General features: G+C 40.5%; 25 protein-coding genes and 1 other annotated feature. Of the genes, 5 read left to right on the top strand and 20 right to left on the bottom strand.

Annotated elements, in window-relative coordinates:
- Window positions 1-127 precede the first annotated feature (127 nt).
- The 5 genes from FC85_RS05795 (at window position 128) to FC85_RS16185 (ending at window position 4,179) form a co-directional block, all read left to right on the top strand.
- A complete protein-coding gene (locus FC85_RS05795) occupies window positions 128-349 on the top strand; it encodes a DNA-directed RNA polymerase subunit epsilon (protein WP_057864603.1) in 222 nt (73 codons plus the stop codon).
- Complete coding sequence (gene rnjA, locus FC85_RS05790; RefSeq protein WP_057864602.1) at window positions 346-2,034, top strand: ribonuclease J1; 1,689 nt, start codon at window positions 346-348, stop codon at window positions 2,032-2,034. The genes FC85_RS05795 and rnjA overlap by 4 nt, the downstream gene beginning before the upstream one ends.
- 171 nt (window positions 2,035-2,205) lie before the next feature.
- Window positions 2,206-3,156 (top strand): diacylglycerol/lipid kinase family protein, encoded by a 951-nt coding sequence (locus FC85_RS05785; protein WP_057864601.1) that lies wholly within the window; start codon window positions 2,206-2,208, stop codon window positions 3,154-3,156.
- Window positions 3,157-3,218: 62 nt separating this feature from the next.
- Window positions 3,219-3,917: an ADP-ribosylglycohydrolase family protein gene (locus tag FC85_RS05780; protein ID WP_235807829.1), complete on the top strand. Its 699-nt coding sequence runs from the start codon at window positions 3,219-3,221 to the stop codon at window positions 3,915-3,917.
- A gap of 22 nt (window positions 3,918-3,939) precedes the next feature.
- Complete coding sequence (locus tag FC85_RS16185; protein WP_263862680.1) at window positions 3,940-4,179, top strand: ADP-ribosylglycohydrolase family protein; 240 nt, start codon at window positions 3,940-3,942, stop codon at window positions 4,177-4,179.
- Window positions 4,180-4,539: 360 nt separating this feature from the next.
- On the opposite strand, the gene FC85_RS05775 is transcribed toward FC85_RS16185, so the two are convergent.
- From FC85_RS05775 to FC85_RS05680, 20 genes are all read right to left on the bottom strand, one after another.
- The gene (locus FC85_RS05775; protein WP_057864600.1) at window positions 4,540-4,758 is read right to left on the bottom strand and encodes a hypothetical protein; all 219 of its coding nucleotides are present in this window, start codon (window positions 4,756-4,758) and stop codon (window positions 4,540-4,542) included.
- A gap of 191 nt (window positions 4,759-4,949) precedes the next feature.
- Entirely contained in the window at window positions 4,950-5,867 is a 918-nt protein-coding gene (gene rbsK / locus FC85_RS05770; protein ID WP_057864599.1) for a ribokinase, read from the bottom strand.
- A gap of 100 nt (window positions 5,868-5,967) precedes the next feature.
- Complete coding sequence (gene rbsR, locus FC85_RS05765) at window positions 5,968-6,978, bottom strand: ribose utilization transcriptional repressor RbsR (protein ID WP_057864598.1); 1,011 nt, start codon at window positions 6,976-6,978, stop codon at window positions 5,968-5,970.
- A 141-nt stretch (window positions 6,979-7,119) separates the two neighbouring features.
- Window positions 7,120-8,109: an aldo/keto reductase gene (locus FC85_RS05760; RefSeq protein WP_057864597.1), complete on the bottom strand. Its 990-nt coding sequence runs from the start codon at window positions 8,107-8,109 to the stop codon at window positions 7,120-7,122.
- A 31-nt stretch (window positions 8,110-8,140) separates the two neighbouring features.
- Window positions 8,141-9,100, bottom strand: coding sequence for a ribose-phosphate diphosphokinase (locus FC85_RS05755; protein ID WP_057864596.1), 960 nt, complete (start codon window positions 9,098-9,100; stop codon window positions 8,141-8,143).
- A 74-nt stretch (window positions 9,101-9,174) separates the two neighbouring features.
- On the bottom strand, window positions 9,175-11,640 hold the full coding sequence (gene recD2, locus FC85_RS05750) for an SF1B family DNA helicase RecD2 (RefSeq protein ID WP_057864595.1): 2,466 nt from the start codon (window positions 11,638-11,640) through the stop codon (window positions 9,175-9,177).
- 104 nt (window positions 11,641-11,744) lie between these two features.
- A complete protein-coding gene (locus FC85_RS05745) occupies window positions 11,745-12,488 on the bottom strand; it encodes a tetratricopeptide repeat protein (RefSeq protein ID WP_057864594.1) in 744 nt (247 codons plus the stop codon).
- 9 nt (window positions 12,489-12,497) lie between these two features.
- Window positions 12,498-13,151 carry a histidine phosphatase family protein gene (locus tag FC85_RS05740; RefSeq protein WP_057864593.1) on the bottom strand — a complete coding sequence of 218 codons (654 nt, stop codon included), beginning with the start codon at window positions 13,149-13,151 and terminating at the stop codon, window positions 12,498-12,500.
- Window positions 13,152-13,565: 414 nt separating this feature from the next.
- Complete coding sequence (mnmA, locus tag FC85_RS05735) at window positions 13,566-14,690, bottom strand: tRNA 2-thiouridine(34) synthase MnmA (protein WP_057864592.1); 1,125 nt, start codon at window positions 14,688-14,690, stop codon at window positions 13,566-13,568.
- 133 nt (window positions 14,691-14,823) lie between these two features.
- The gene (gene hisC, locus FC85_RS05730; protein WP_057864591.1) at window positions 14,824-15,909 is read right to left on the bottom strand and encodes a histidinol-phosphate transaminase; all 1,086 of its coding nucleotides are present in this window, start codon (window positions 15,907-15,909) and stop codon (window positions 14,824-14,826) included.
- Between the two features lie 165 nt (window positions 15,910-16,074).
- Window positions 16,075-16,407, bottom strand: a complete 333-nt coding sequence (gene hisE, locus FC85_RS05725) for a phosphoribosyl-ATP diphosphatase (RefSeq protein ID WP_057864590.1) — start codon at window positions 16,405-16,407, stop codon at window positions 16,075-16,077.
- Window positions 16,408-16,546: 139 nt separating this feature from the next.
- On the bottom strand, window positions 16,547-16,858 hold the full coding sequence (gene hisI, locus FC85_RS05720) for a phosphoribosyl-AMP cyclohydrolase (RefSeq protein ID WP_057864589.1): 312 nt from the start codon (window positions 16,856-16,858) through the stop codon (window positions 16,547-16,549).
- A complete protein-coding gene (gene hisF, locus FC85_RS05715) occupies window positions 16,855-17,613 on the bottom strand; it encodes an imidazole glycerol phosphate synthase subunit HisF (protein WP_057864588.1) in 759 nt (252 codons plus the stop codon). The genes hisI and hisF overlap by 4 nt, the downstream gene beginning before the upstream one ends.
- Window positions 17,603-18,331: a 1-(5-phosphoribosyl)-5-[(5-phosphoribosylamino)methylideneamino]imidazole-4-carboxamide isomerase gene (gene hisA, locus FC85_RS05710; protein ID WP_057864587.1), complete on the bottom strand. Its 729-nt coding sequence runs from the start codon at window positions 18,329-18,331 to the stop codon at window positions 17,603-17,605. The genes hisF and hisA overlap by 11 nt, the downstream gene beginning before the upstream one ends.
- Window positions 18,309-18,935 carry an imidazole glycerol phosphate synthase subunit HisH gene (gene hisH, locus FC85_RS05705; protein WP_057864586.1) on the bottom strand — a complete coding sequence of 209 codons (627 nt, stop codon included), beginning with the start codon at window positions 18,933-18,935 and terminating at the stop codon, window positions 18,309-18,311. The genes hisA and hisH overlap by 23 nt, the downstream gene beginning before the upstream one ends.
- The gene (hisB, locus tag FC85_RS05700; protein ID WP_057864585.1) at window positions 18,935-19,519 is read right to left on the bottom strand and encodes an imidazoleglycerol-phosphate dehydratase HisB; all 585 of its coding nucleotides are present in this window, start codon (window positions 19,517-19,519) and stop codon (window positions 18,935-18,937) included. The genes hisH and hisB overlap by 1 nt, the downstream gene beginning before the upstream one ends.
- On the bottom strand, window positions 19,516-20,178 hold the full coding sequence (hisG, locus tag FC85_RS05695; RefSeq protein ID WP_057864584.1) for an ATP phosphoribosyltransferase: 663 nt from the start codon (window positions 20,176-20,178) through the stop codon (window positions 19,516-19,518). The genes hisB and hisG overlap by 4 nt, the downstream gene beginning before the upstream one ends.
- Window positions 20,179-20,182: 4 nt before the next feature.
- Window positions 20,183-21,322, bottom strand: a complete 1,140-nt coding sequence (locus tag FC85_RS05690; RefSeq protein WP_057864583.1) for an ATP phosphoribosyltransferase regulatory subunit — start codon at window positions 21,320-21,322, stop codon at window positions 20,183-20,185.
- Between the two features lie 62 nt (window positions 21,323-21,384).
- Window positions 21,385-21,647, bottom strand: a binding site (T-box leader).
- A 64-nt stretch (window positions 21,648-21,711) separates the two neighbouring features.
- Window positions 21,712-22,557 carry a histidinol-phosphatase HisJ gene (hisJ, locus tag FC85_RS05685; protein ID WP_083484998.1) on the bottom strand — a complete coding sequence of 282 codons (846 nt, stop codon included), beginning with the start codon at window positions 22,555-22,557 and terminating at the stop codon, window positions 21,712-21,714.
- An 18-nt stretch (window positions 22,558-22,575) separates the two neighbouring features.
- Entirely contained in the window at window positions 22,576-23,610 is a 1,035-nt protein-coding gene (locus FC85_RS05680; protein ID WP_057864647.1) for a branched-chain amino acid aminotransferase, read from the bottom strand.
- Between the last annotated feature and the right edge of the window lie 447 nt (window positions 23,611-24,057).

Genomic DNA, 24,057 nt, shown 5'->3' with positions numbered 1-24,057 from the left:
TATCAAGTTTATATACTTATTTTTTATATTATGGTAAGATATCGTTATTAGTTGTGTTTTCACAACCACTAGTCCGGAAAGGAACCCTCGTGTTTCTAAAAAAGTATATTTTTAAAGGAGTTTTTTTATGATTTTTAAGGTTTTATATCAACCCGACAAGACGCGCAATCCACGTCGAGAAACAACCCAATCTCTGTACCTTGAGGCCGCTACAGAGGTCGAAGCTCGTGGCTTAGTTGATGATAATACTGATTACAGTATTGAATTCATCGAACCCTTGCAAGGAAAACATCTGGAATACGAACAAGAAAATCCAGATTATAAATTAACGGAGTTCAATAATAAATGAAGAAATTAAACGTCAAAAATAACGAGGCTGCTATCTATGGCGTTGGTGGTTTAGGTGAAATTGGTAAAAATACCTATGGTATTCAGTTTCAAGATGAAATAATTTTAATCGATGCTGGCATTAAGTTCCCAGAAGACGACTTGCTCGGCGTTGATTATGTTATCCCAGACTATCAGTATCTAGTTGATAATAAGGACAAAATTAAGGCATTGGTCATCACTCATGGTCACGAAGACCATATCGGTGGTGTGCCATATTTGATGAAAGTCTTAAATGTCCCAATTTATGCTGGACCATTAGCGATGGCACTCATTAAAAATAAATTGGAAGAACACGGTCTGCTCAATTCAGTTGAGCTTCATGTTATTAGTGATAAAACCGTGATCAAGTTCCGAAAAACCAAGGTTTCCTTTTTTAGGACAACCCACTCAATCCCCGATACCTTAGGTGTTGCAGTTCATACACCGGTTGGGGTTATCGTTGAAACTGGTGATTATAAGTTTGACCTCACACCAGTTACCAATCAGCCGCCTGATCTTCAGGAAATGGCGCGATTAGGTGCAGAAGGTGTTCTCTGCTTAATGTCAGATAGCACCAATGCTGAAAAACCAATCTGGACCAAATCTGAAAAATGGGTCGGTAAATCAATTTCTCATATTTTCGATAATGTCAATGATCGAATCATATTTGCAACCTTCGCTTCTAATATTTCGAGAATTAAAACAGCTTGTGACAATGCCTTGGCGCGTGGTCGTAAGATCGCTGTATTTGGTCGGAGTATGGATGCGGCAATTGTTAACGGCCGTGAGTTGGGCTATCTAGACATCCCGGACGATGCCTTCGTTGATGCTCATGAACTTCAGTCGCTACCAGCCAGTAAAACTTTAATCCTATGTACCGGATCTCAAGGTGAACCAATGGCGGCTCTTTCTAGAATCGCTAATGGCACGCATCGTCAGATTTCAATTCAACCGGGAGATACAGTTATCTTTTCAAGTAATCCAATTCCCGGAAATACAACTAGTGTTAACAGTGTTATCAACAAACTTGAAGAAGCTGGCGCAAATGTCATTCATGGTCGAGTTAATAACATCCACACTTCGGGCCATGGTGGTCAAGAAGAGCAAAAGTTAATGCTGCGACTCATGAAACCCAAGTTTTTTATGCCCATTCACGGTGAGTATCGAATGTTAAAGATCCATACGGAACTTGCTGAACAATGTGGTGTCCCATTGGACCACAGTTTTATTATGCAAAATGGTGATGTCTTGGCACTATCCAAAGATACCGCCCGAATGGCTGGTCACTTTACAGCTGGCGATGTTTATATTGATGGTAGTGGCATCGGTGATGTGGGTAGCATTGTTTTACGGGACCGACAACTACTTTCAGAGGAAGGTATCGTGGTAGTGGTTGCCACAATCAATTTGCATAATCAAGAAATTCAATCAGGACCTGATATCCTCTCACGTGGTTTTGTTTACATGCGTGAATCTGGCGAGTTACTTGATGAAGGCCGACGACGAGTATTCAAGACGATCAGAAAAGCGATGCACGGTAAGAAAGCAACGGAATCTTCTATTCGCAACGCAATTATTGATGATTTACAAGAGTTCTTGTACACCAAGACTGAACGTCATCCAATGATTTTACCAATGCTAATCATGAATGGTAATGAGAAGTAACCATTTAAAATGACTACTTTCCTGTTACCAACCAAAAAAGCTTGAGAATCGGATGTTCCATTATTCGGTACTCAAGCTCTTTTATTACATATTTTATCAAACCACACGTTTCACATTACAACCGTTCAAATAACGTCAGATTTAGACACTTTTACGGGAGATTCTTTTTAAATGGAATATTTTTTTATCGTAAATCCACAAGCAGGTGCCCATAACGTTCAAAAACTATGGCCAGACATTGAAACTGAACTAGATAAACAACACATTGCTTATCGCACATTAATTACCGAACATGATGGTCATGCGGTTACTTTGGCCAGACGGGCTTTAAATCTGATAAATGCGGTTTCAAACCCGAATGCAGTCATTGTGGCCACCGGTGGCGATGGCACTCTTCACGAAACAATGGTTGGCTGCATGCGTTATTATGCAGATCATCCACAGCAGCCTAAAATTCCAATTGCTTTTTTGCCCGTTGGATCAGGGAATGATTTTGCAAGAGCGTTAAAAATCCCCTTGCACTGGGAATCTGCACTCACTCAAATTCTCAGCTGTCATTCAGCGACAATCATCACAATTGGCCGCTTTATCAATCACGATAATCAAACAGATGGCTATTTCACAAACAATTTTGGTATTGGATTGGATGCCGCAGTTGTTCACCATGCCAACCATTCACTGCTTAAGGACAGCGCAACTCTTGGCAAATTTTCATACATGGCAGCCGTTTTTAACACATTAATTCATTTTAAAGGTTTCCGACTCACGGTAAGCGTTCCTGATCAGCAACCCACCACATACCAAAAAGCTTACTTAGTAACCACCACGAACCTCCCATATTTTGGCGGTGGCATCAAGATTGCACCAGATGCCTCTGTTTTAGATGATACTTTGGATTTGATTGTGGTTGAAAAACCAAACATTTTCCAATTGATTTTATTTATAGTTATGTTATTTTTAAAGAGACATTTGCATTTACGCTTTGTCCATCACTATACTGAGAAAAAGCTATTCTTGAAAACAGAAGATTCGCGTTATGGGCAAACTGATGGCGAAGAATTAGGAAACAAAACATTTGATCTCGAATTTGGAACGGCCAAATACCCTTTCTGGATCAAATAAATAGCAGCATGGTTTGGTCAAATTACCACCAACTTTAAAGATATTAAATCGAGGTAAATTTCATGTATTCTACGAGCTACCTACTATTTCAATCCCTAACTGCTGTTGCTTTGGGTGATGCACTTGGTGTCCCTTTTCAATTTGAAAAAAGATCGAAATTATTGGAGAATCCAATTAATACCATGATTGGTTATCAAACCTTTAACGTCCCAGCCGGAACTTGGTCTGATGATACATCTTTATCGATTGCTTCTCTTGTTAGCTTAACCTTGGGATTTAACTTACATGATTTAATGACGAGATATTCACAATGGTATCATTTTGGTGACTACACCCCATTTGGTAAACCTTTTGATATCGGGAAAACAACCCAGATGGCAATTGAACGATTTGACGCGGGTGTGTCACCAAGCCTGTGTGGTGGTAACTCAGAAATGGATAATGGTAATGGCGCCCTAATGCGAATGATGCCGCTCGCTTTCTTTATCCTAACTGATTATCGAAGTTATCAATTTAATGACCAAGTAGTTGATTTAATCCACCAATACACTGCTACCACGCATCGACATCCACGTAGTCTAGTTGCTTCCGGGATCCTAACGAATGTGATCATTCGCGTCATCCAGAATCCAAACAAATACGCCATGCTAAGGGCTGTTAAAGAAGCTTTGGACTATTACCGCACCAAGCCTGAATTTGAAGCTGAAATCCCCTTTTTTGACCAATTAGAGGATCCCAGCTTCTTACGACAACCAAAGTAACAAAATTAAAAGTTCACCATACGTGGTTGATACTTTGAATGCCGTCTTTTGGTGTTTAATGAATTCGGAGCAATATTTTGTTGCAGTTAAGCGAGCAGTTAATCTAGGTAATGATGCCGATACAATTGGCTCAATCACTTCTATGCTGGCATCACTTTTATACGCCCCAGTGACCTTCCCCAATGAATGGCTAAAAGCTCTGAAAGGGCGGAATCAGATCAAGGTAGCAGTATCATCAGCGCTACTTTCAAGTTATTTTTAAAAAACAAGAATGCGTCAATCCAACATGTCTTTTTTGTCGGATTGACGCATTCTTGTTAATTGATAAATTATGCAACAGATCTTCTCGATTACATAATCGTCACACCACTATCATGATGATAACGAAAGCCAGAGTCAGACAAAGGACGGTTAACTTCCAGAGTACAATTGGATTATGCCAATATCCCGGGTGGATTAGTGGGATAATTCGGTTGTACGGCAGGAAGTTGCCTTTTGTCTCACGTTTTTGTTTGGTAATAGTCGTGATTACAAAAATGGGACTGGACAAAATTACTTTTGTCTAGCTCCTCTCTTTCTTTACTTAAGTAGATAACTTTTTGATTCTAAACTAATGCGTAGATTAATCTTCAGAAGCATCCATTGCTTCCAAGATCATATTAAGCTGCATACATTCTTCATTAAGATGATGCATCTCGTTACCAAATTGTGGCCTAATAACCACTGTATCCTTGGTTTCCTTAGGGTCGGAATGAATGATTTGTGCTTCCTGAGACTTTAATTGATCTAGCTTTGAGGATGCCTGCTGGTATTCTCTAAGAATTTCTAACTTATTACTCATAGCTATAAACTCCTTTGAACGTTAATAGAAAAATCATTTAATAGAATATAACACGCTGACGCAGAAATGTTAATAACCAGTTGAACATTCCTGCTAACGACTGGATATACTACCAGATAAAATTTAGTAAATCAACACTTTACTAGAAAATAACTAAAGTTAACAAAAATAACTAATCATAACAATAACTATTATTTGGATTGATCAGCAATTTCTTTAGCTGTCGGAATAGAAGGAAGCGCTCCTAACCGTTGAACAGTAATGGATGATGCTCTTTGAGCGTATACAAGCGCCTCTTCAATGTTTGACAAATCTTTTTTAAGCTGTGAACTCAATGCACCAATAAATGTATCCCCAGCTGCAGTTGTATCTTTGGCATGAACTTTAAATGCTGGAACAAAACCACTGTCATTTGGTGTATGGTAGTAAGCACCCCGATCACCAACAGTGATGATTAAATTTTTGATACCCATTTTAGTAAATTTATCAGCATTTTTATCCATCGAGGCTGTATCAGTTACTTCGATACCCGTTAGCGTTGCACTTTCAGTTTCATTAGGAACAATTAAATCAGTTACTTCAAGCAACCCATCAATAATTGTTGATGCCGGTGCCGGATTTAAAATAGTTGTCACGCCATAATGTTTGGCCATTTTAAAAGCCTCATATGTTACTTGTTGAGGTGTTTCAAATTCTGATATTAAAATATCCGCATGCTTAATCAAATCCTCACAGTCTGCCACCATGTCAGGTTTCATGGCCTGATTGGCACCGCCATATACCATAATACTATTTTGACCCTGCTCATCCAATAAAATAACGGCTGAGCCAGTTCCGTTTTCGTGGTCAACTTTAATATGATCAGTATTAATCCCGTCGTCCTCAAGCGCCTTAACCATAAACTTACCAGCACTATCATTGCCAACTTGACCGATAAAACTCGTCACAGCATTTGACCGCGCTGCAGCTACCGCTTGATTGGCACCCTTACCACCTGCAGAGTTCGTTTTACTTTGAGCGCTAATGGTTTCACCTGGTTTAGGCATCTGCGCAATATGCAAGGTCGTATCAACATTTAAACTTCCAAGTACAACAACTTTATTTGTCATGATAAACTCCTCTGAAATCCCTAAGTGTCCTTTATTAAAACCTTTCACTAAGAGTTTAGCAAAAATGAAAGGGTTTTACAAGATAGCCGGTCAAAATTATCTAATCTATCTTTCTTTCAACACTTTGACGTTCAACTAATTTTACCGGTAATGAGACCCTTTGGATTGGCTCGGATTGATTTTCAATTCGTTTAATAATTAACTGAGCAGCGGTCGTCCCCATTTCAAATGCCGGTTGGTGAACAGTGGTTAACTTAGGCGTAATATATTCCGCCAAATCAATATCATCATAACCAACAATTGATATGTCATCCGGAATTGTAAGACCAGCTTCATGGATACCACGGTATAAACCAATTGCAATTTCATCGTTAATGGCAAAGATCGCAGTTGGCTTCTGCAGCAAAGCTTGGTTGGTTGCTTGATAGCCACCGTCCTTAGTCAATGTTGTTTTAACAATTTGATCATCATTAACCGGAATGCCTGCTTTCCGATAAGTTTCCAAAAACCCATTTAACCGCTCTTCCATATTCAAGGTTGGATTCTCATCAGCAACCACAACAACTCGTTGATGACCTTTTTTAATCAGATAGTTTGCCAATAATGCGCCACCCAGACGATTATTTACATCAACCTTATCTCCCTTTACAACAGGAGCTTGATCAATCAATAGATACGGAATACCATTTTGTGTCAGAATATTATCGATGTAACTCAAATCAGAGATCGCAGAGGCAATTATCATCCCGTCTGCGGCTCTTCTAATTGATTCAAATAAATAGTGGCTCTCAAGCTTTTGGTTGTTGTTAGAGCCAAAAATAAGCGGAATATAGTCATGTGCCATGGCCTCCGATTCGATCCCGCGTAAAAATCGGCTAAAGAATGGATTGTTAATGTTGGGAACCAAGACACCAATTGTTCGACCGCTTCGACGAATTAAACTCTGGGCATTAAAATCAGGTGCATATCCCATTTCTTTCTGTAGTTGACGCACTTTCTTAACGGTTTTGCTACTAAATCGGTCATCTTTGCCGTTCAGAATTTGTGAAACGGTTGTTACCGAAACATTGGCTCGTTTAGCTAAATCGGTAATTGTTACTTTTTTTGTCATCGTTTTTCTCCATTCAAGGCATAGTTTCACTCCAACTAATTATACCAAAGAAAAAGCACTAAACTGGTTAAAAACCAATTTAATGCCATTTTTTTGAAAGCGTTATCCAAACGGTTAAAGTCGGTTAACGCTAAAAGAATTCTATTTTTTCACAATTTTATCAATTTCAGTTAATTCATCACTGGTAAAAGTCATGTTCTTCAAGGCACCCAAATTATCTTCTAGATGAGCCACTTTTGAAGCCCCGGTCACAACACTGGCGACAGTCTTATCATGTAATAACCATGCAAGCGCCATTTGTGCCAACGTCTGGTTTCGATTCTTTGCTAAATCATTCAACTGATTTAGTTTCTTTACCAATTCGTCCTTACCATGCTTGATGACATACTCGTTACTCCAATGAACCTTAACATCCTCACTCATACCACCAAGGTATTTATCGGTTAATAAACCTTCAGCCAGTGGTCCATATGCAATCAGAGCTTTATTGTCATCGTGCAGCGTCTTGATCAACCCATCGTCTTCAACCCCACGATTGAGCATGTTATAAGATGCCTGATTGACAACAAATGGGGTGTGCAGTTCTTTGAAATATTTAGAAATTTCTTTGGTTTGTTGTGCATTATAATTTGAAATTCCAATATACAATGCTTTACCGGATCGGACAATGCCATCAAGCGCATTGGCAGTTTCTTCAAGACTTGTATTAGGGTCAAACCGATGACTGTAATAAATATCAACATAGTCAAGGCCCATCCGTTTTAAACTGCCATCCAAAGCATTAACCAACGTCTTCTTTGATGAAAAGTTACCGTATGGCCCAGGCCAAAGATTATAGCCTGCTTTAGTGGTGATCACCAATTCATCACGATAAGGCTTCAAGTTTGCTCGATAAACTTCACCAAACATTCTTTCGGCAGCACCTGAACCGGGACCGTAATTGTAAGCCAAATCAAAGCTAAAGAGTCCGAGATCAAAGGCCTTCAAAATGACTTTCTCACTGTCACCGTAATTAGCGTCATCGCCAAAACTGTGCCACATGCCAAATGATAATGCAGGTAATTGAAGTCCAGAATTTCCCGCTCTTCTTACAACTGCGTTTTCATACCGATCGTCATTTGCCTTATACATAAATTAAATCACCATTCCTTTACGTTAAATTTTATCTACCAAATAATTTACCTACTGATTGCTGATTATGAATCAACGTGATTGCTTGACCGAACAAATCACCAACTGATACGACCTCAAGCTTATCAAATCGATCCTCTTTTGAAATGCTGATTGAGTCAGTGACAATCACTTTCTTAATTGCCGAATCCTGTAGTCGCTTTTGCGCATCTCCGGAGAACACTGCGTGAGTTGCAATGGCAAATACCTCGGTTGCCCCAGCCTTCTTTAAAGTTTCAGCCGCAATCGTCAACTTAAAGGCAGTGTCGATCATGTCATCAACAATAATAGCCCGTTTCCCCTTCACATTACCAATAACTGATTCAGGGACGGTAGTGGCATCTTCAGGCGATCGATTATCAATGATTGCAATCGGTGCATCGAGTAGTTCAGCGAACTTTCGAGCCCGCGAAACCCCGGTATGATCTGGAGAAACAACCACCAAATTATCTCCATCATGCGTCTTGATAAAGTAATTAGCCAGCAAAGTATTCGCTCTCAAGTGATCAACCGGAATATCGAAGAAACCTTGAATTTGGTCAGCATGTAAATCAAGGGTTACCACTCGATCAACGCCATCCATCTCCAAGAACGATGCAACCAATTTTGCAGTAATTGGTTCACGGGAGCGGGCCTTACGATCTGCTCTGGAGTACCCATAATAAGGAATAACAACATTAATTGACTTGGCACTTGCCCGACGAACAGCATCGACCATGATTAATAATTCCATTAGATTCGAATTCACTGGTTCAGAAATCGATTGGATAATATAGACTTCATCACCACGAATACTTTCATCAACACTAATTTTAATTTCATCGTCACTGAATTTTTCGACAGTTGCTTTGCTAAGCGGTACGCCCACTGCTTTACTAATTGCTTCTGCCAAATAACGGTTCGAATTAAGCGAAAAAAGTTTAAGTTTAGGATGCGATTTTAATTCGGCCATGATTCCCTCCAAGGATTGTTTGTTTAACTAAATATTACCATAATTATACCGTGATTTTATAGGAAATGGTTGACCTACATAAAATCTTTAGGGCTGGTATCACCCATGCCAATCATTGGATCAATTAAATCCGAATTAATAGCTGCAACGGTCAAATAATCAGGTTGCTTTTCGGAAACTTTATTGGGCACAGCTTTAGCCTTCGAAACCTCGTGATCTACTGACTGTTCGCCGGTTTCAGCTGAGTTATCATCAGCAACATCTGGGCTTGCCTGAGTTCTAATTGTTTCTGTCAGTCGTTCAACCAAACTCGTCTTTCGGTTAACAGAAACACTTTTTACACATTGCTCAAAGGCAACCTGTTCACCCAGCATAATTAAGAAGTCACTTGCACGAGTGACCGCTGTGTACAACAAATTACGTTGAAGCATTCGCGAATATTGCCGCACAATTGGTAGGATAACCATTTTGAATTCGCTACCCTGAGCCTTATGGATTGACGTACAGTAGGCCAAAGTGAATTGAATCCATTCGTTTTTTTCATAAGTTACTTCAGTTTCATCAAAATCAATTGTGATTTTAGTCGGCGTTTTTTGCCCCTTAACAGTCTCCATTCCAACGATGATACCAATATCACCGTTAAACACATTTTGCTCGGGATTATTCACCAATTGAAGAACTTTATCACCAATTCGGTACATATGATCGCGGATAGTCACAAATTTTTTAGCTGGCTGATCCTGCCAAACGTTTTGAACCACATCGTTGAGGTTATTCACCCCAGCTTTCCCCCGATACATCGGTGCCAGAACTTGAACATCCATCAGATCAAACCCCTTTTGACGGGCCCGTTGAGTGACTTGTTCGATCACCGATGGCACTTGATACTCGCTACAAGGAATAAAGGATCGATCTGCTTGGTTCTTGGCAAACGCAACCGGGAGTCGACCATTATGAATTTCATGAGCTAACTGGATGATGGTGGATCCTTTTTCTTGACGGTAAATTGTGTCTAATTGCATGGCCGGAATTTGCTGAGACTTCAACAAATCATGAAAAACCTGTCCGGGCCCGACTGAAGGCAACTGATCTTGATCACCCACCAGAACAATTTGCATATGATTGGGAATTGCTCTGACAAGCGTTTTAAATAGATACGTATCAACCATCGACATCTCATCAATAATTAACAACTTACCATCAATATCTTTAGTTGGTGAGGCATTATTTGATTCACGACCGTTCAATCCCAACAGCCGGTGAATCGTACTGGCTGGCAATCCAGTTGACTCCGACATATGTTTAGCAGCCCGTCCTGTGGGCGCAGCCAAAACAATGGGGAAAGGTTTACTTTTATAGGCGTTAACGTCAAGTGAATAATCATGGAGCCTGGCAAAGCTATTAACGATTCCATTAATAATGGTTGTCTTCCCAGTTCCCGGGCCACCGGTTAAGATAAAAACTTGAGATTTAATTGCCTGCTGAATGGCCGCAACTTGAGAATCATCATAGATAATATTAAATTGCTTTTCAACAAGTCGAATTTGCTGATCAATTTTATCATCTGAAAGCCAATTGTCATCAGCATTCTTAATAATCCGATTTAGATGTTCGGCAATCTGAACTTCTGCTTCATACAACCGTGCCAAATAGATTCGATTACCCTGACCAATCACCTTATTTTCCTTTGCCAATTCAATCAAGCCGCCGGCAAGTTTCTCCCCGGAGATTCGGGGAGCAGCATTCCCTTCCAAAACAGTTGTCGCTGTGGCAATCAATGGCTCAGTAGTTGTATACGTATCCCCATTTTGGATACATAACTCATCAATGGCATACAGCAAGGCAGCCCGAACTCGCTCATCAGAGTCTGGAACAACACCTAATCTCAGCGCAATTGAATCTGCTTTACGAAAGCTGATCCCGTCAATATCTTCAACCAATTGATAAGGATTTTCAGAAATAATTTTTAAGGCATCTTCATGGTATCGCTGATAAATTGCTGAAGCAATCTGACTGGAAAAGCCATAGCTGTTTAACCCAACGATTACTTTTTCCAGACTATCATCAACCTGAAGATTATCAACAATCGCATCTTTTTGTTTTTTACTAATCGGAACCCGATCAAGAACTCGACCATCGGAACTAATCTTGTCCAAAGCATCTTCGCCCAAAACGTCGACAATGCGTTCCGCAGTTTTTCTCCCAATTCCTGGAAACTGATCTCCCGAAAGATACTTTACAACCCCATCTTTAGTCGTTGCGATTAAGCTGGTGTAATTAGCTGCTTGAAATTGCTTACCATAACGAGGATGATTAATTAATTTGCCGGTAAAATGGTAACTGTTTTCTTCAATCAAATCACCAAAATTACCAGTGACGACAATTTCTTCTTCTGGCCAATTAATATTTGTTTTTGAAATTTCAACTAAAATAACTTTATAAAAACTGTCGGGACTGGAAAAAAAGATTGCTTTTAATCGACCATCAACATATTGAGCTTCATTTTGCTCAGACTCCAACAATTCCATAGACTGATCCATCGCGATCCCCCTTGCTTTTTCTGGCAACTCACAAATGATAATCTTTAAGATCACCATTCTTATCTATTTTGGAGATGATTATATCTTGCCCACCATCGAACTTGTTAGTGGTGGTTTTCTTTTTTATTTAACTGAATAAATTTTTCAATATCTTTCAATTTTTGTTGCCCTTTCTGAAAATAGTCCGGGTCGCTTTCTTTGGCTGTCTGAAAATAGCGTTCAAATGGCTCATCGTCAACCATGGCGACCAGGCCACGATTAAAATTAGCTTTTCCGTCTTTAGGCTCATGGTTTAACACAATATCATAAAACTCACCAGCCTGTTTAAAATTTCCAAGCGCCAACAAATTATCACCAATCATTTGATTAACGGTTGGGTCATCATGTTTGGTACTCTGAGCAGAGAGTGCAAATACCATCGCACGCTTATTATCACCCTTAGCCATATAACTTTGGGCTAGCATAATATAAGCCTCACTTTGAAGCTTATCATCATTAATCTGTTGAAATGTTTTAATCGCCTTATCATATTCTTCAGCGGCATAATAGACGTTGCCTAAGCCAAACTTTAAAGTATCCTTGACATCATCGGAATCGTTGTCAAAAATTCCCAAGGCTTTCATTAATAACTCTTCAGCTTGCTGATAATCCTTAGCTTCCACTAAAAACGTTGCTAAATCATAATAATTATGAAAGTTATTCGGTTGACGATCAATTTTTTGGATCAACTGATGAATCACTTGATGGGCCTGCTGCTCTTCTTGCTCCCGTTTCTTTGTATAATCACGTTGATTTTGCTGATTTTTTTCTTGTAGCTTTTTTATTTTATCTGAATTATTTTTTTTCATGATCGTCACCTAAACTAAATCAGTTTTGTCTAACTTCCGGTTCAAATAGCTTGTATCATTCCACTTAAGCAATTTAAATGTTTTACCATCGGTGCTTTCTAAAATCGTCGTGCTGGTGTTGGCTAACCCGCCTCGTTTACGTAAATCTGCCAATGGCGTTCCCAACAGGTGATTCATCTCAGCATTAAGAGCGGCGCCATGGCTAACAACCATCACATTATCATCCGGATTGTTCTGAACGATCGAAAGAACAGCCGGCGTCATCCGATTAATCACATCCGAATAGCTTTCCCCACCAATCACTTTTGATTGATACAAATCCGGATGATTTCGAAAATTATCAAATTCTTCGGGATAAAGTCGTTTAACATCGTCAAACTTCATCCCTTCCATTTTTCCAAGATTGAACTCTTCCAAGCGGGACAGTAAAGAGATTGGTGGTCGTCTCTTAAGCTGCCGAGCAATCGTCACTGCCGTTAGTCGAGCTCGTTTAATTGGACTGGCGTAAATATGGCTGAATTTAACCGTTTTGATGTGTTGGGCTAGTTGATTCATCTCGTCATAGCTTTGGGAAAGTAGCGGTGAATCACCGCCAGCGCCTTGATAACGGCTTTCAAGATTCCACTCGGTCTTTCCATGACGGATAAAGTATAATTTGGTCAATTCTGTCCCTCCCAAAACTATTTTCACTTAATATATTATGACAGGAAAATGATCGAATTTCAAAATTTTCAAAGTGATGCCAAGTTTAATTAACCCTTTCCCAAATTATCGACCACTCTTTATCTCAGCTTTATTTCCATTGCCGGATATTTGCAGCTGATGATTCTTACTTAAACGAAGTTCTCTTTTAATTTAAACACTTTCCAGCCACAAATTTTCTACTATATGAAAAGTGATTTTCTAACGATTGCCAATTTTCCCCATAAAAAAAGGAGCCGAGACAACTAACCATTGTCCAGCCCCTTGACTTAATATTCAATTTTTAAATTAATCACTTTAAATTAATTAAGCAGATTTTTCTTTTAGTGATACCGCTAATAAACGATTTCCAGTACGGTTCAAAAAGGCCCTGATTTATACGTACTGTAACTCCTTGGCTTGCTTGTAAGCAGCATCAATGATGGCGGATCCCAAACACTCCTCGCCATCATAAAAAACAACCGCTTGGCCTGGCGTAATTGCCCGAACCGGATTATCGAAATCGACTCGGACAGACTTGCCATCATCACTAATATGAACGGTGACACCGGTATCCTTTTGACGATATCTAAACTTAGCCGTGCAGTGGAAGTCTTGACCGCGGTCCAGATTATTAACCCAATGAATATCGGAAGCATCTAAATAATCGGCGTACAGCATTGGGTTATGATAACCCTTGCCAACGTATAAGATATTCTTCTTAAGATCTTTGCCAACTACAAACCATGGTTGATTATCAATGCCATCGCCACCAATTCCAAGGCCTCGGCGCTGACCAATTGTGTAGTACATCAAGCCATCATGTTGTCCTTTAACATCGCCATTCACAGTCATCATCTTACCTGGAGTTGCAGGGAGATAATGGCCTAAAAAGTTTTTAAAGTTCTTCTCGCCGATAAAACAAATGCCAACTGAGTCCTTTTTGTCAGCAGTCGCCAAACCTGCTTTCCGAGCAATCTGGCGAACCTCCGGCTTAACCAGATTACCAATTGGAAACATTACTCTATCCAACTGATCAGCAGATAACTGACTCAAAAAGTAAGTTTGATCTTTATTGCCATCAACAGCCCGCAATAGATGGTTATGACCATCTTCATCACGTGTCAGCTGCGCGTAGTGACCGGTTGCGATGTAATCAGCACCTAGCTCCAAAGCGTAGTCAAGAAATGCTTTGAACTTGATTTCCTTATTACAAATTACGTCTGGATCGGGTGTTCTGCCCTTTTTATACTCATCCAAGAAATATGTGAATACGCGATCCCAGTATTCCTTCTCAAAGTTAACAGAATAGTACGGGATGCCGATCTTATTAGCGACTTTAGCAACATCTTTATAGTCTTCAGTTGCAGTACATACGCCGTTCTCATCAGTATCATCCCAATTCTTCATGAAAACGCCAATCACATCATAGCCTTGTTGTTTAAGCAGATAAGCGACGACTGAAGAATCGACACCACCACTCATTCCAACAACGACTCGAGTTTGACTGTTGTCTTGCATAAAACCACCATCATTTCAATTAGATTCTGGAGAATCCACGAGTTGAAGGTCGTAATTTCCAGTAAACTTTATACTAACTCATTCTGATAATGATTACCACTAAAAATATGCTAAGTTGCGGGGCCAATTCTACCTAATCAAGAGAATGACACCAACCGGCAATTAAGGCTTGAACTGCCAAATTATCCGCTGGCTTCCCAATTGTGACGCGTAACCATCCCGGTTTTAAACCATTTCGAACTAAGTAGCCATTTTGTAGGAGCTCGTTATAAAGATCATCTGCATTGCCACGATTGACCTGAAAGAAAATGAAATTAGCTGCTGAATCATAAAATGGTAACCCAATTTCCATCAAAAAATGCTCCCACTTTTTCCGTTCATTGATTACCGTTTCGACAGTCTGTTCAACAAATGTTTGATCTCGGAAAGCAGCTGTTGCGGCAATTTCGGCAAAAGTACTCAAGTTATACGGTAGGCGAACCGCCTGTAAGTATCCCATTAACGGCTCGGAACAAACCGCAAACCCCACTCTGAAATTTGCTAAACCGTAAGCTTTTGAAAAGGTTCGTAAAACAACAAGATTATTAAACTGTTTTGTTAATGCCATCACTGAGGCATGACCATTTTCAGAAAAATCAATATAAGCTTCATCAACAACCACCGTAATTTCAGTAGGAAGATTGTTTAAAAAGGTTTCAATCACGGCAGGTTCAATCAGTGTTCCGGTTGGATTGTTGGGATTACACAACCAGATGATCTTAGTTCGATCCGTTACCAGACGGCTAACAGCTGCTAAACTAATGAAGCCGGCCTTATCAAGCGGCGCAGGTTTAATTGTCGCACCCTCAATTTCTGAATGCAACCGATACTCTGAAAAGGTCAAAGCTGGATCAATCACTTCATCACCAGGCTCCAAAATTACCCGGCATAACAACTCAATGATCTCATCCAACCCATTTCCAAAAATGAGACTATCAGGGCTAATGTTAAAATGGGTGGCAATGTTGGACCGAAGTTGTTCAGCGTTACTGTCCGGATACAAATTAGCACTGGCAAAATGCCATTTATCCAAGGCGTCTGTTACTTCGGGCGAGGTACCAAACGCGTTTTCGTTAGCCGATAATCGAACCAATTTGGCAAGCCCGTGTTGCTTCTTAAGCTCAGATAATGTTGGCTCAGGAACATAAGGATTTAAGTGTTTGACAGTTTCTTTGACCATAGGTAAGCCTCCAAATAATATCTTTTTATTTAACTAGTCTATCATCACTTCGGATCGAATGGATACCGGTTTAAATCAATTCTTTAACATAGTAATTAAATGATGATCATTGATGCCGCACGTGCTCCTTCCAGTTAACTGATTAATCAATATTTTTTAAGACAATTACCATCTTTCAATGTCATCGCGTTCCTTTGTTTTGCTCATTTTGCCTTCGCGACCAGCTAATTCTTTCTTAATCTGATCAACAGTGATTCCCCGTTCTGCTAGTAAAACCAGTACGTGATAGGCTAGATCAGCAACCTCTAAAATAAATGCCGGGTCCGATTCATTTTTGGCCGCCACAACAACTTCAGTTGATTCCTCACCAACCTTCTTTAATATTTTATCTAATCCTTTAGTAAACAGATAGTCCGTATAAGAACCCTTAATTGGATTGCGCTTACGATCCATAATTAATTGATATAATTCATCCAAGTCTTGTTTTTCCTCTGTCATATTTATGCCTCCTAAATTCTTTTTTGGCAGGATCAGTTCCCGGTCAGCCCGAATCAGGTTACTTTACGCTAACTGAAGCCACCGAAAACGTTATCTCGCCAATCATTGCCGCAGTCATTTAATCACTGTTGTTTAACAATCACAAGGTCCGATAAAAGCAGCTCATATGACCTGTATGACAGGCAGGGCCAGCGGGAATAACTTTCATCAACAGCGTATCGGCATCGCAATCGATTTGAACTGAAACGATTGCTTGCGTGTTACCACTCGTTTCACCTTTATGCCACAACTCATGACGGCTTCGGGACCAAAACCAAGTCTGCCTGGTTTGCATGCTTAACTGAAAACTTTCTTCATTAACATAGGCCATCATCAGGACTTGATCCGTTCGATTATCCACGACAATTGTCGGGACAAGTCGATCGGGATATTTTGCAAAATCCGGCTTCATCGAATAATCACCCCATCTTTTCGCAATTGGTCTTTAACCGTTGAGATTTTGAGTTCGCCAAAATGAAAAACTGAGGCGGCCAGGGCACCATCAACAGTTGTTTGCTGGAACAAATTAGTGAAATCGCTAACCTGTCCACAGCCTCCAGACGCAATAATTGGAACCGAGACGGCTCGACTCAGCTGTTGATATAAATTAAGGTCATACCCGCTTTTCGTTCCGTCCCGATCCATACTGGTCACCAGCAATTCACCTGCTCCAAAACCAACGCCCTGCTTGGCCCACTCAATGGCATTTAATGTCGTCTTTTTACGGCCGCCGTTAACATAAACATCATACTGATTAGTATCGGCGTTAAATTTTGCATCAATCGCCAATACGATACATTGACGGCCAAATTTTTCAGCGCCTTTCGTAATCAAATCCGGGTTATCAACCGCTGCTGAATTTACCGCAATTTTATCCGCGCCGGCTTTCAATAATGCCATCATATCTGAAACTGTATGAATCCCACCACCAACGGTTAATGGCATGAAAACTTGGCCAGCTACTTTTTCAATCGTTTCAATAATGGCTTTTCGATGTTCATTAGTCGCAGTAATATCCAAAAAAACTATTTCATCGGCACCCTGTTTTTGATAAGCTGACGCAATTGCAGTAGGATCACCAACATCTTGAAGATTAACGAAATTAACGCCTTTTTTCACGCGACCATGATCAACATCCAGACACGGAATAATTCGTTTAGCCAACATCTTCAGCCACCTCCGCTAATCTCGCCAATGGCAGGTCACCAGTTGCCATTGCCTTGCCAATAATGGCAGCTTTAATGTCTGCCCTGGCTAAGCAATCCAAATCAGTTATGCTACGAATGCCACCTGAAGCAATCACCGTACTTTGAGAATATTTTTGTTGAAGTCCTTTAAGCAGATCGATATTTGGCCCATTTAAAGTACCATCACGCGAAATATCGGTCACAATAAATGTCTTGACACCAAATGCAACCATTGATGCCATTAATTCAGCCATTGAAACGGAACTCTGTTCTAACCAACCGGAAACTGCCACTAGGCCATCTTTGCCATCAATACCAACAACAATTTGATCGGCACCAAACTGGTGAATAGCTTGTTGAACCAGCTGAGGATTATTTAACGCGGCAGATCCCAAAATCACTCGATTCACACCTGAAGTTAAATATGCATTAATTTGTGAGAGAGAGCGAATGCCACCGCCAACCTCGACTTGTAAATTTGTTTGACGGCAAATTTGTTCAATCACATCTCGATTAATCGGTCGCCCAGACTTGGCGCCATCCAAATCAACCAAATGAAGCCTGGTCAATCCAGCTTTTTCAATTGCAAGCGCTTGGGCCAGCGGTGAAGCATTAATAATTGTTGTTCGGTTAAAATCACCCTGATAAAGTCGAACGCTCTGTTGTTCTTTTAAATCAATTGCGGGAATAATCTGCATGATCAATCAACTCCTTAAATTTCGTTAACCCAGCCAAACCAACGTCACCACTTTTTTCGGGATGGAATTGAATTCCGATCACATTCTTTCGTCGGACGACACTAGGAAGCCGAACACCATAATCGACAGTTGCCAAAATATTTTCTGGACCAGTTTCAACATAGTAGGAGTGAACAAAATAAGTAAATTGCTGATCAAAAGGATCGGCTATTGGATCAGGGCGAGTCACTTGATTTTGATCCCATCCCATGTGCGGCACCTTGACGCCCAACTGATCAGGAATTGGAACTACCTGCCCATTCATAATTGATAGACCAGGTCTTTGACCAAACTCAAAACTTCGCTCAAATAACAACTGCATGCCCAGACAAATGCCAAGAATTGGGACTCCCTGTCTAGCGGCCTGCTGGATCACCGGAACCAAGCCGCGACTGATTAAGGCATCCATCGCTTTTGAAAAGGCACCTACGCCGGGAAGAATCAACCCATCCGCTGCTAGAATCTTGGCAGGATCTGCTGAAAGTTGATTTGAAACACCAAGAAAATCCAACGCTTTCTTGACGTTTCGTGTATTACCGGTATCATAATCAATCACAATAATCATCAGATAACCCCCTTGGTCGATGGAATCCCCTTAATCTCCGGATTAATAGTCACAGCCGCTCGGAGTGCTCGGCCCAACGCTTTAAATAACGTTTCAATTTTATGATGAGTATTGCGCCCATATAAAACCTCCGCATGAAGATTCAGGTCGGCGTTAAATGCAAACGCCTGAAAAAAATCTTCCGTTACTTCCGTATCATAGCCGCCAAGGTGATCATTAGAAAACTCGGCTTTAAAAACCAAATAGGCGCGACCGGATAAATCAATAACTACTCGGCTTAGTGTTTCATCGAGTGGAATCAAGGCTGATCCAAATCGTTCAATACCGGCTTTATTTCCTAAGGCTTGTTTTAATGCGAGCCCCAGGGCAATGCCAACATCTTCGGTTGTGTGATGCGGATCAACCGCTAAATCACCATCAGCCTTCACAATTAGACCAAAGCGGCCATGTTTGGCAAAAGCAGCCAGCATGTGATCAAAGAAACCAATTCCCGTGTCAATTTGCGTTTTAGAAGGGTCATCAAGATTTAAACTTAATTGAATTTTTGTTTCACTGGTGTTGCGATTAATCGTTGCTGTTCTCATCTCGTCCACTCTCCATTCATTTCAAATTGTTTAATTTGCCTATCTGCCGTCTGTAAACTGGTAATTAACGATTTAATCGGGACTTGCGATTGCCTAAGTGCCAGCCGATTAACAACCAATTTCGTATTCACCGGCTGCAATTTTGCATAGACGTGTAAATTGTTTTCTTTCAACGTATTACCGGTTTCGACAATATCGACAATCGCATCAGCCAACCCAATTAATGGTGCTAATTCGACAGAGCCTTCGATTTTAATGATTTCGACGTCCTCACCAATGCTTTGAAAATATCTTTTGGTAATATTGGGATATTTAGTGGCAATGATCTTTCGGCGTTGTTGTTGCGGATCAAAGTCTTCAGTTGACGCGAGGACAAAGCGGCATTTACCAACACTTAGATTTAACATCGCATACTGACGATTTCCCTGTTCATCCAATACATCACTACCGACGATCCCAATTTGAACCGAACCGCTGTTCAGATAAGTTAAGACATCAGGACCCTTTACCAGAATAATCTCGTAGCGTGGGTCATCGTCAAAAATAAGACGCCGTCCTTTACTTCGAAGACCGCTGCAATCAATCCCACTGGCTTCAAGCAACGGTATAACCTGTTGTTCAGTTCGACCCTTAGTCAACGCAATTTTAATTGGTTTCATAAGATTACCTTCTTTTCGTTAAGTCCAACAACTTACTGTTCGTACTAGCTGCCAACCGTTTAGCAGCTTCAAAATTATGAGTTAAGCATAGCGTTGCATTCCCAAGTTTATGGAGTAACTGCTCCGCTTGTGGCCACTGTTCATCGTCAAAATAGATTAAAGTCTGAGGTCCGCTTTCGGGAACCGGGACTCGCTGGACCAATGCATCAATTTCAAATGCGAGTCCAACTGCCGGTACCTTCACTTGCTGAAAATTAGTTAATAAGTCATCATAACGGCCCCCACTAAACAAATAGTCAGCTGATTGCTCCGTGAAACCGCGAAAGACCATTCCTGTGTAATAAACTTGCGGTGAAGGAATGCTTAAGTCAACCGTCACCCGATAATTCGGAAATTGGTTGTTAACAAATTGTTGAGTAGTCGTTAAATCATGAATCATCCGTTTTAAACTTTCATTATCCGGTAACGTTTTAACCACTTCCATAACCTGGTCAAAGCTGCCAAACAACCATGGCCATTCCCGTAAAAACTCGCTAAATTCAGTTTCAACTAATGGTTGGCAAAGACGATTATAGTCGCTAAGATCTTTTGCATATAAAGCCTGTTTCAGGCTCTCCCTAGTTGGCTGTGGAATCGCCAATTGACTGATAACCGCATCCACAAACCCTGCTTCACTAAGCTGCAAGGTCACATTGGGAATACCAAGTCTTTGGCATTCGGATAACGCCACCGACAAACATTCCCATTCAGCTCGCACCCCCTCGTAACCTACAATTTCAATTCCAGCTTGCGATAGTTGGTTATAACTACCTGATAAGCGCTTCTTCAAACGAAAAACATCCCCACCGTAATACCATTTAACCGGTAAATTAAGACCTGTGGCGCTCATTACCCGAGCCACGGGTAATGTTAGATCCGGTCGAAGAACCAACGTTTCTCCCTGCTCATCCAACATTTGGTAAGGTCGATAGTCATCAGGATTCAGTGGCTTAAAAACATCCGAATATTCAATGACCGGCGTTGTTAATTTTTGAAATCCACGATTTTTAAAGCCTGACAATAACTTGTTTTGAATCGTTTCTTTAATCTGGGCTTGCGGGCCAAATTCATCACGGGTTCCATTAGGTAAATTTTTATTCTGCATATTGTCACTTCCCAATTTACAAATTTTGAGCAAAATAAAACCCCGAAAACTGAAATTCAGTCTTCGAGGACGAGTTTTGATCGCGGTACCACCTCAATTTGCTGCTACCTCACGATAAACAGCCTTACGCTGCCACCAAGTACTCATCTGAAAACACTTCAGTAAGACTTGGGGCAACCCTGATAACGCTAAACATGCGAATTGGCCTACTTGGTTCAACCAATTAGTTCATAGATGTGTGTTCACCGAATCGAATCACTCATTCTCACCACCAGAGTTCTCTTTTCATTCAAATTCAGTTACTTTTTCTAATCAAAACTTTATTTTATTAGTAATCTTTAATTTAACTTATTATCATACACTGCAATTCTCAGAAGTCAACAGTAATTTCAAAAAGAATCAGTCACGAAATCAGCCAATGCATGATAACCACGGCCAATATCAGCCACACTATGGGCATCACTACCATAAATCATCGGAATTTTAAGCACCCTGGCCATTTCAATAATTTGCAGGCTCGGGTATTGTTCATTGCAATCCTTCTTATACAATCCAGCGGCATTTAAATCCAACTGCCTTCCCTGACTCTTGATGGCAAGTAAAATGTCACTCACTATGCCTAAGTTTTCAGGTGAAAAGGCGGAGTCTAGCCGAAAATGATCTTGAAATTTCTTAATCAGCGTCATATGACCAATTCGTTGGGGCGCAAATTTGCCCAAATCATCCCGAATTGACCGGTTAACTTGTTCAAAATAAAGACGATAGAGACTCTGAGAATCTTGGAATTGGCTAAGTAGGCCGGTCTGAAAATCGGCTAATGTGTCATCGACACACCAATAGTGGCCATCCCGACCCTTTAAAAAATGAACCGACAAAATATTATCAGTTGTCCGCGGCCCATATTCATCCAAAAAAGCCTTCGTCCAGTTGGTAAATTCAGGAAGATAGTCGACCTCAAACCCAATTTGAATTTGAATCTGATCCGCGTACTTGGTCTTCATTTCATTAGCTTTTTTGAAATAAGGTTCAAGATCACTCATTGAAATGGCTGCTTCGGTTAACCCGGTTTTTTTACCGCGATAATCATCAGAAAACCCAGCTGGTAATGGCGCGTGTTCAGTAATACTGTACGTATCAAAGCCTAGTCGAATCGCTTTTTGAATCATCAATTCAACATCGTCACCACTACCATGTGGACAAAATTCAGTATGTGAATGTCCTTCTCGTTTCACCATGCAACTTCTCCTTTAGGATTACTCAACCCGCTGGATCCAGCCTTCAGGTGCTTCAACATCGCCAAATTGAATACCGGTTAACTCGTCATACAATTTACGCGTCAACGGTGCGACCTCAGTTTCACTATAAAAGACGTGCAACTGATCTTGATATTCAATCCCGCCAATTGGTGAAATTACGGCAGCTGTTCCCATCGCGCCAGCTTCCTTGAACCGGTCCAGATCATTAATGAAAACGTCACCTTGCTCTGCTTTCAATCCCAATCGATGCTCAGCAATCCAAAGTGCTGAAAATTTCGTAATACTTGGCAAAATTGAAGGTGATTTGGGAGTAACAAACGTATCATCTTTCGTAATTCCAAAGAAGTTAGCCGAGCCGGCTTCTTCGATTTTCGTATGGGTCGCCGGATCAAGATAAATAACATCAGAAAAACCAGCCTTATGGGCTTCATCCCCTGGCAGTAAACTACCACCATAATTCCCACCAACTTTACTTTGGCCAGTTCCATGAGGCGCAGCCCGATCATAATATGACGTCGTGAAGTTAGTTGGCTTTAACCCACCCTTATAGTAAGCACCAACTGGCATTGCAAAAATCGTAAAGATATATTCAGATGCTGGATGCACGCCGATGTTACCACCAACACCAATCATCAATGGTCGCAAGTAAAGGGTCCCGCCAGTCCCATAAGGCGGTACATAGTCAGCATTTGCTTTCACAACTTCTTTTACTGCATTGATAAATTGATCCTCCGGAAATGCTGGCATTAGTAATCGTTCACAACTATTATGCATTCGTTTGGCGTTCATATCTGGCCGAAATAATTGAATGTGATCATCTTTAGTTCGGTACGCTTTTAAGCCTTCAAAATCCGCCTGACCATAATGTAACGCAGTTGATCCTTCGTTAATATGTAAGGTGCTGTCTTGAGTCAAATCACCCTTATTCCATTTACCATTTTCGTAATGAGCAATAAATCGATAAGGTAAATCCATATAGTTAAATCCTAAGTTATTCCAATCAATTTCTGTTGCCGGTTTAGCTTTTGTCATCATTAAATTCCTCCAAAGTCGATTATGAATCGAATTATACTAAATGGTCTAACCAATTTTTAATAGTTTAATATTTTAATGGCAGAATGTCAATGTCTATCACAAAGCGTCTCAGAAACACTAACTACCAATCAACAGCCTGATCATGCCAGCCAGCTGTTAAGGTATCTAAGGGATTGACATACCATTTGATTACCTGATTCCCTTTCTTAACGAATCGTGGCCAAAACAGGACAAAAGACAATTCACGTTGTTTTTTATCCCGCGTTCTTGCTCGGTAACAATCGTATAAATACTAAGAGAGACTGGACAAAAAGGGCTGTACAATATCTGTTGTTGGTAATAGATTTAATCTATTATTAATGACAGATTTTTTTGTATATTATTATTGGCCCAGTTTAAAATTCAAGTGCAACACTAATCAACTAGACCTTTCAGACTAGACAT

Source organism: Lentilactobacillus diolivorans DSM 14421, assembly GCF_001434255.1.
Taxonomy (GTDB): domain Bacteria; phylum Bacillota; class Bacilli; order Lactobacillales; family Lactobacillaceae; genus Lentilactobacillus; species Lentilactobacillus diolivorans.
This window is presented reverse-complemented; position numbering and strand designations above follow the sequence as displayed.

Coding starts and splice junctions, on each gene's coding strand:
- FC85_RS05795 (WP_057864603.1), top strand. CDS start 128: ATGATTTTTAAGGTTTTATATCAACCCGACAAGACGCGCAATCCACGT.
- rnjA (WP_057864602.1), top strand. CDS start 346: ATGAAGAAATTAAACGTCAAAAATAACGAGGCTGCTATCTATGGCGTT.
- FC85_RS05785 (WP_057864601.1), top strand. CDS start 2,206: ATGGAATATTTTTTTATCGTAAATCCACAAGCAGGTGCCCATAACGTT.
- FC85_RS05780 (WP_235807829.1), top strand. CDS start 3,219: ATGTATTCTACGAGCTACCTACTATTTCAATCCCTAACTGCTGTTGCT.
- FC85_RS05775 (WP_057864600.1), bottom strand. CDS start 4,758: ATGAGTAATAAGTTAGAAATTCTTAGAGAATACCAGCAGGCATCCTCA.
- rbsK (WP_057864599.1), bottom strand. CDS start 5,867: ATGACAAATAAAGTTGTTGTACTTGGAAGTTTAAATGTTGATACGACC.
- rbsR (WP_057864598.1), bottom strand. CDS start 6,978: ATGACAAAAAAAGTAACAATTACCGATTTAGCTAAACGAGCCAATGTT.
- FC85_RS05760 (WP_057864597.1), bottom strand. CDS start 8,109: ATGTATAAGGCAAATGACGATCGGTATGAAAACGCAGTTGTAAGAAGA.
- FC85_RS05755 (WP_057864596.1), bottom strand. CDS start 9,100: ATGGCCGAATTAAAATCGCATCCTAAACTTAAACTTTTTTCGCTTAAT.
- recD2 (WP_057864595.1), bottom strand. CDS start 11,640: ATGGATCAGTCTATGGAATTGTTGGAGTCTGAGCAAAATGAAGCTCAA.
- FC85_RS05745 (WP_057864594.1), bottom strand. CDS start 12,488: ATGAAAAAAAATAATTCAGATAAAATAAAAAAGCTACAAGAAAAAAAT.
- mnmA (WP_057864592.1), bottom strand. CDS start 14,690: ATGCAAGACAACAGTCAAACTCGAGTCGTTGTTGGAATGAGTGGTGGT.
- hisC (WP_057864591.1), bottom strand. CDS start 15,909: ATGGTCAAAGAAACTGTCAAACACTTAAATCCTTATGTTCCTGAGCCA.
- hisE (WP_057864590.1), bottom strand. CDS start 16,407: ATGACAGAGGAAAAACAAGACTTGGATGAATTATATCAATTAATTATG.
- hisI (WP_057864589.1), bottom strand. CDS start 16,858: ATGAAGCCGGATTTTGCAAAATATCCCGATCGACTTGTCCCGACAATT.
- hisF (WP_057864588.1), bottom strand. CDS start 17,613: ATGTTGGCTAAACGAATTATTCCGTGTCTGGATGTTGATCATGGTCGC.
- hisA (WP_057864587.1), bottom strand. CDS start 18,331: ATGCAGATTATTCCCGCAATTGATTTAAAAGAACAACAGAGCGTTCGA.
- hisH (WP_057864586.1), bottom strand. CDS start 18,935: ATGATTATTGTGATTGATTATGATACCGGTAATACACGAAACGTCAAG.
- hisB (WP_057864585.1), bottom strand. CDS start 19,519: ATGAGAACAGCAACGATTAATCGCAACACCAGTGAAACAAAAATTCAA.
- hisG (WP_057864584.1), bottom strand. CDS start 20,178: ATGAAACCAATTAAAATTGCGTTGACTAAGGGTCGAACTGAACAACAG.
- FC85_RS05690 (WP_057864583.1), bottom strand. CDS start 21,322: ATGCAGAATAAAAATTTACCTAATGGAACCCGTGATGAATTTGGCCCG.
- hisJ (WP_083484998.1), bottom strand. CDS start 22,557: ATGGTGAAACGAGAAGGACATTCACATACTGAATTTTGTCCACATGGT.
- FC85_RS05680 (WP_057864647.1), bottom strand. CDS start 23,610: ATGACAAAAGCTAAACCGGCAACAGAAATTGATTGGAATAACTTAGGA.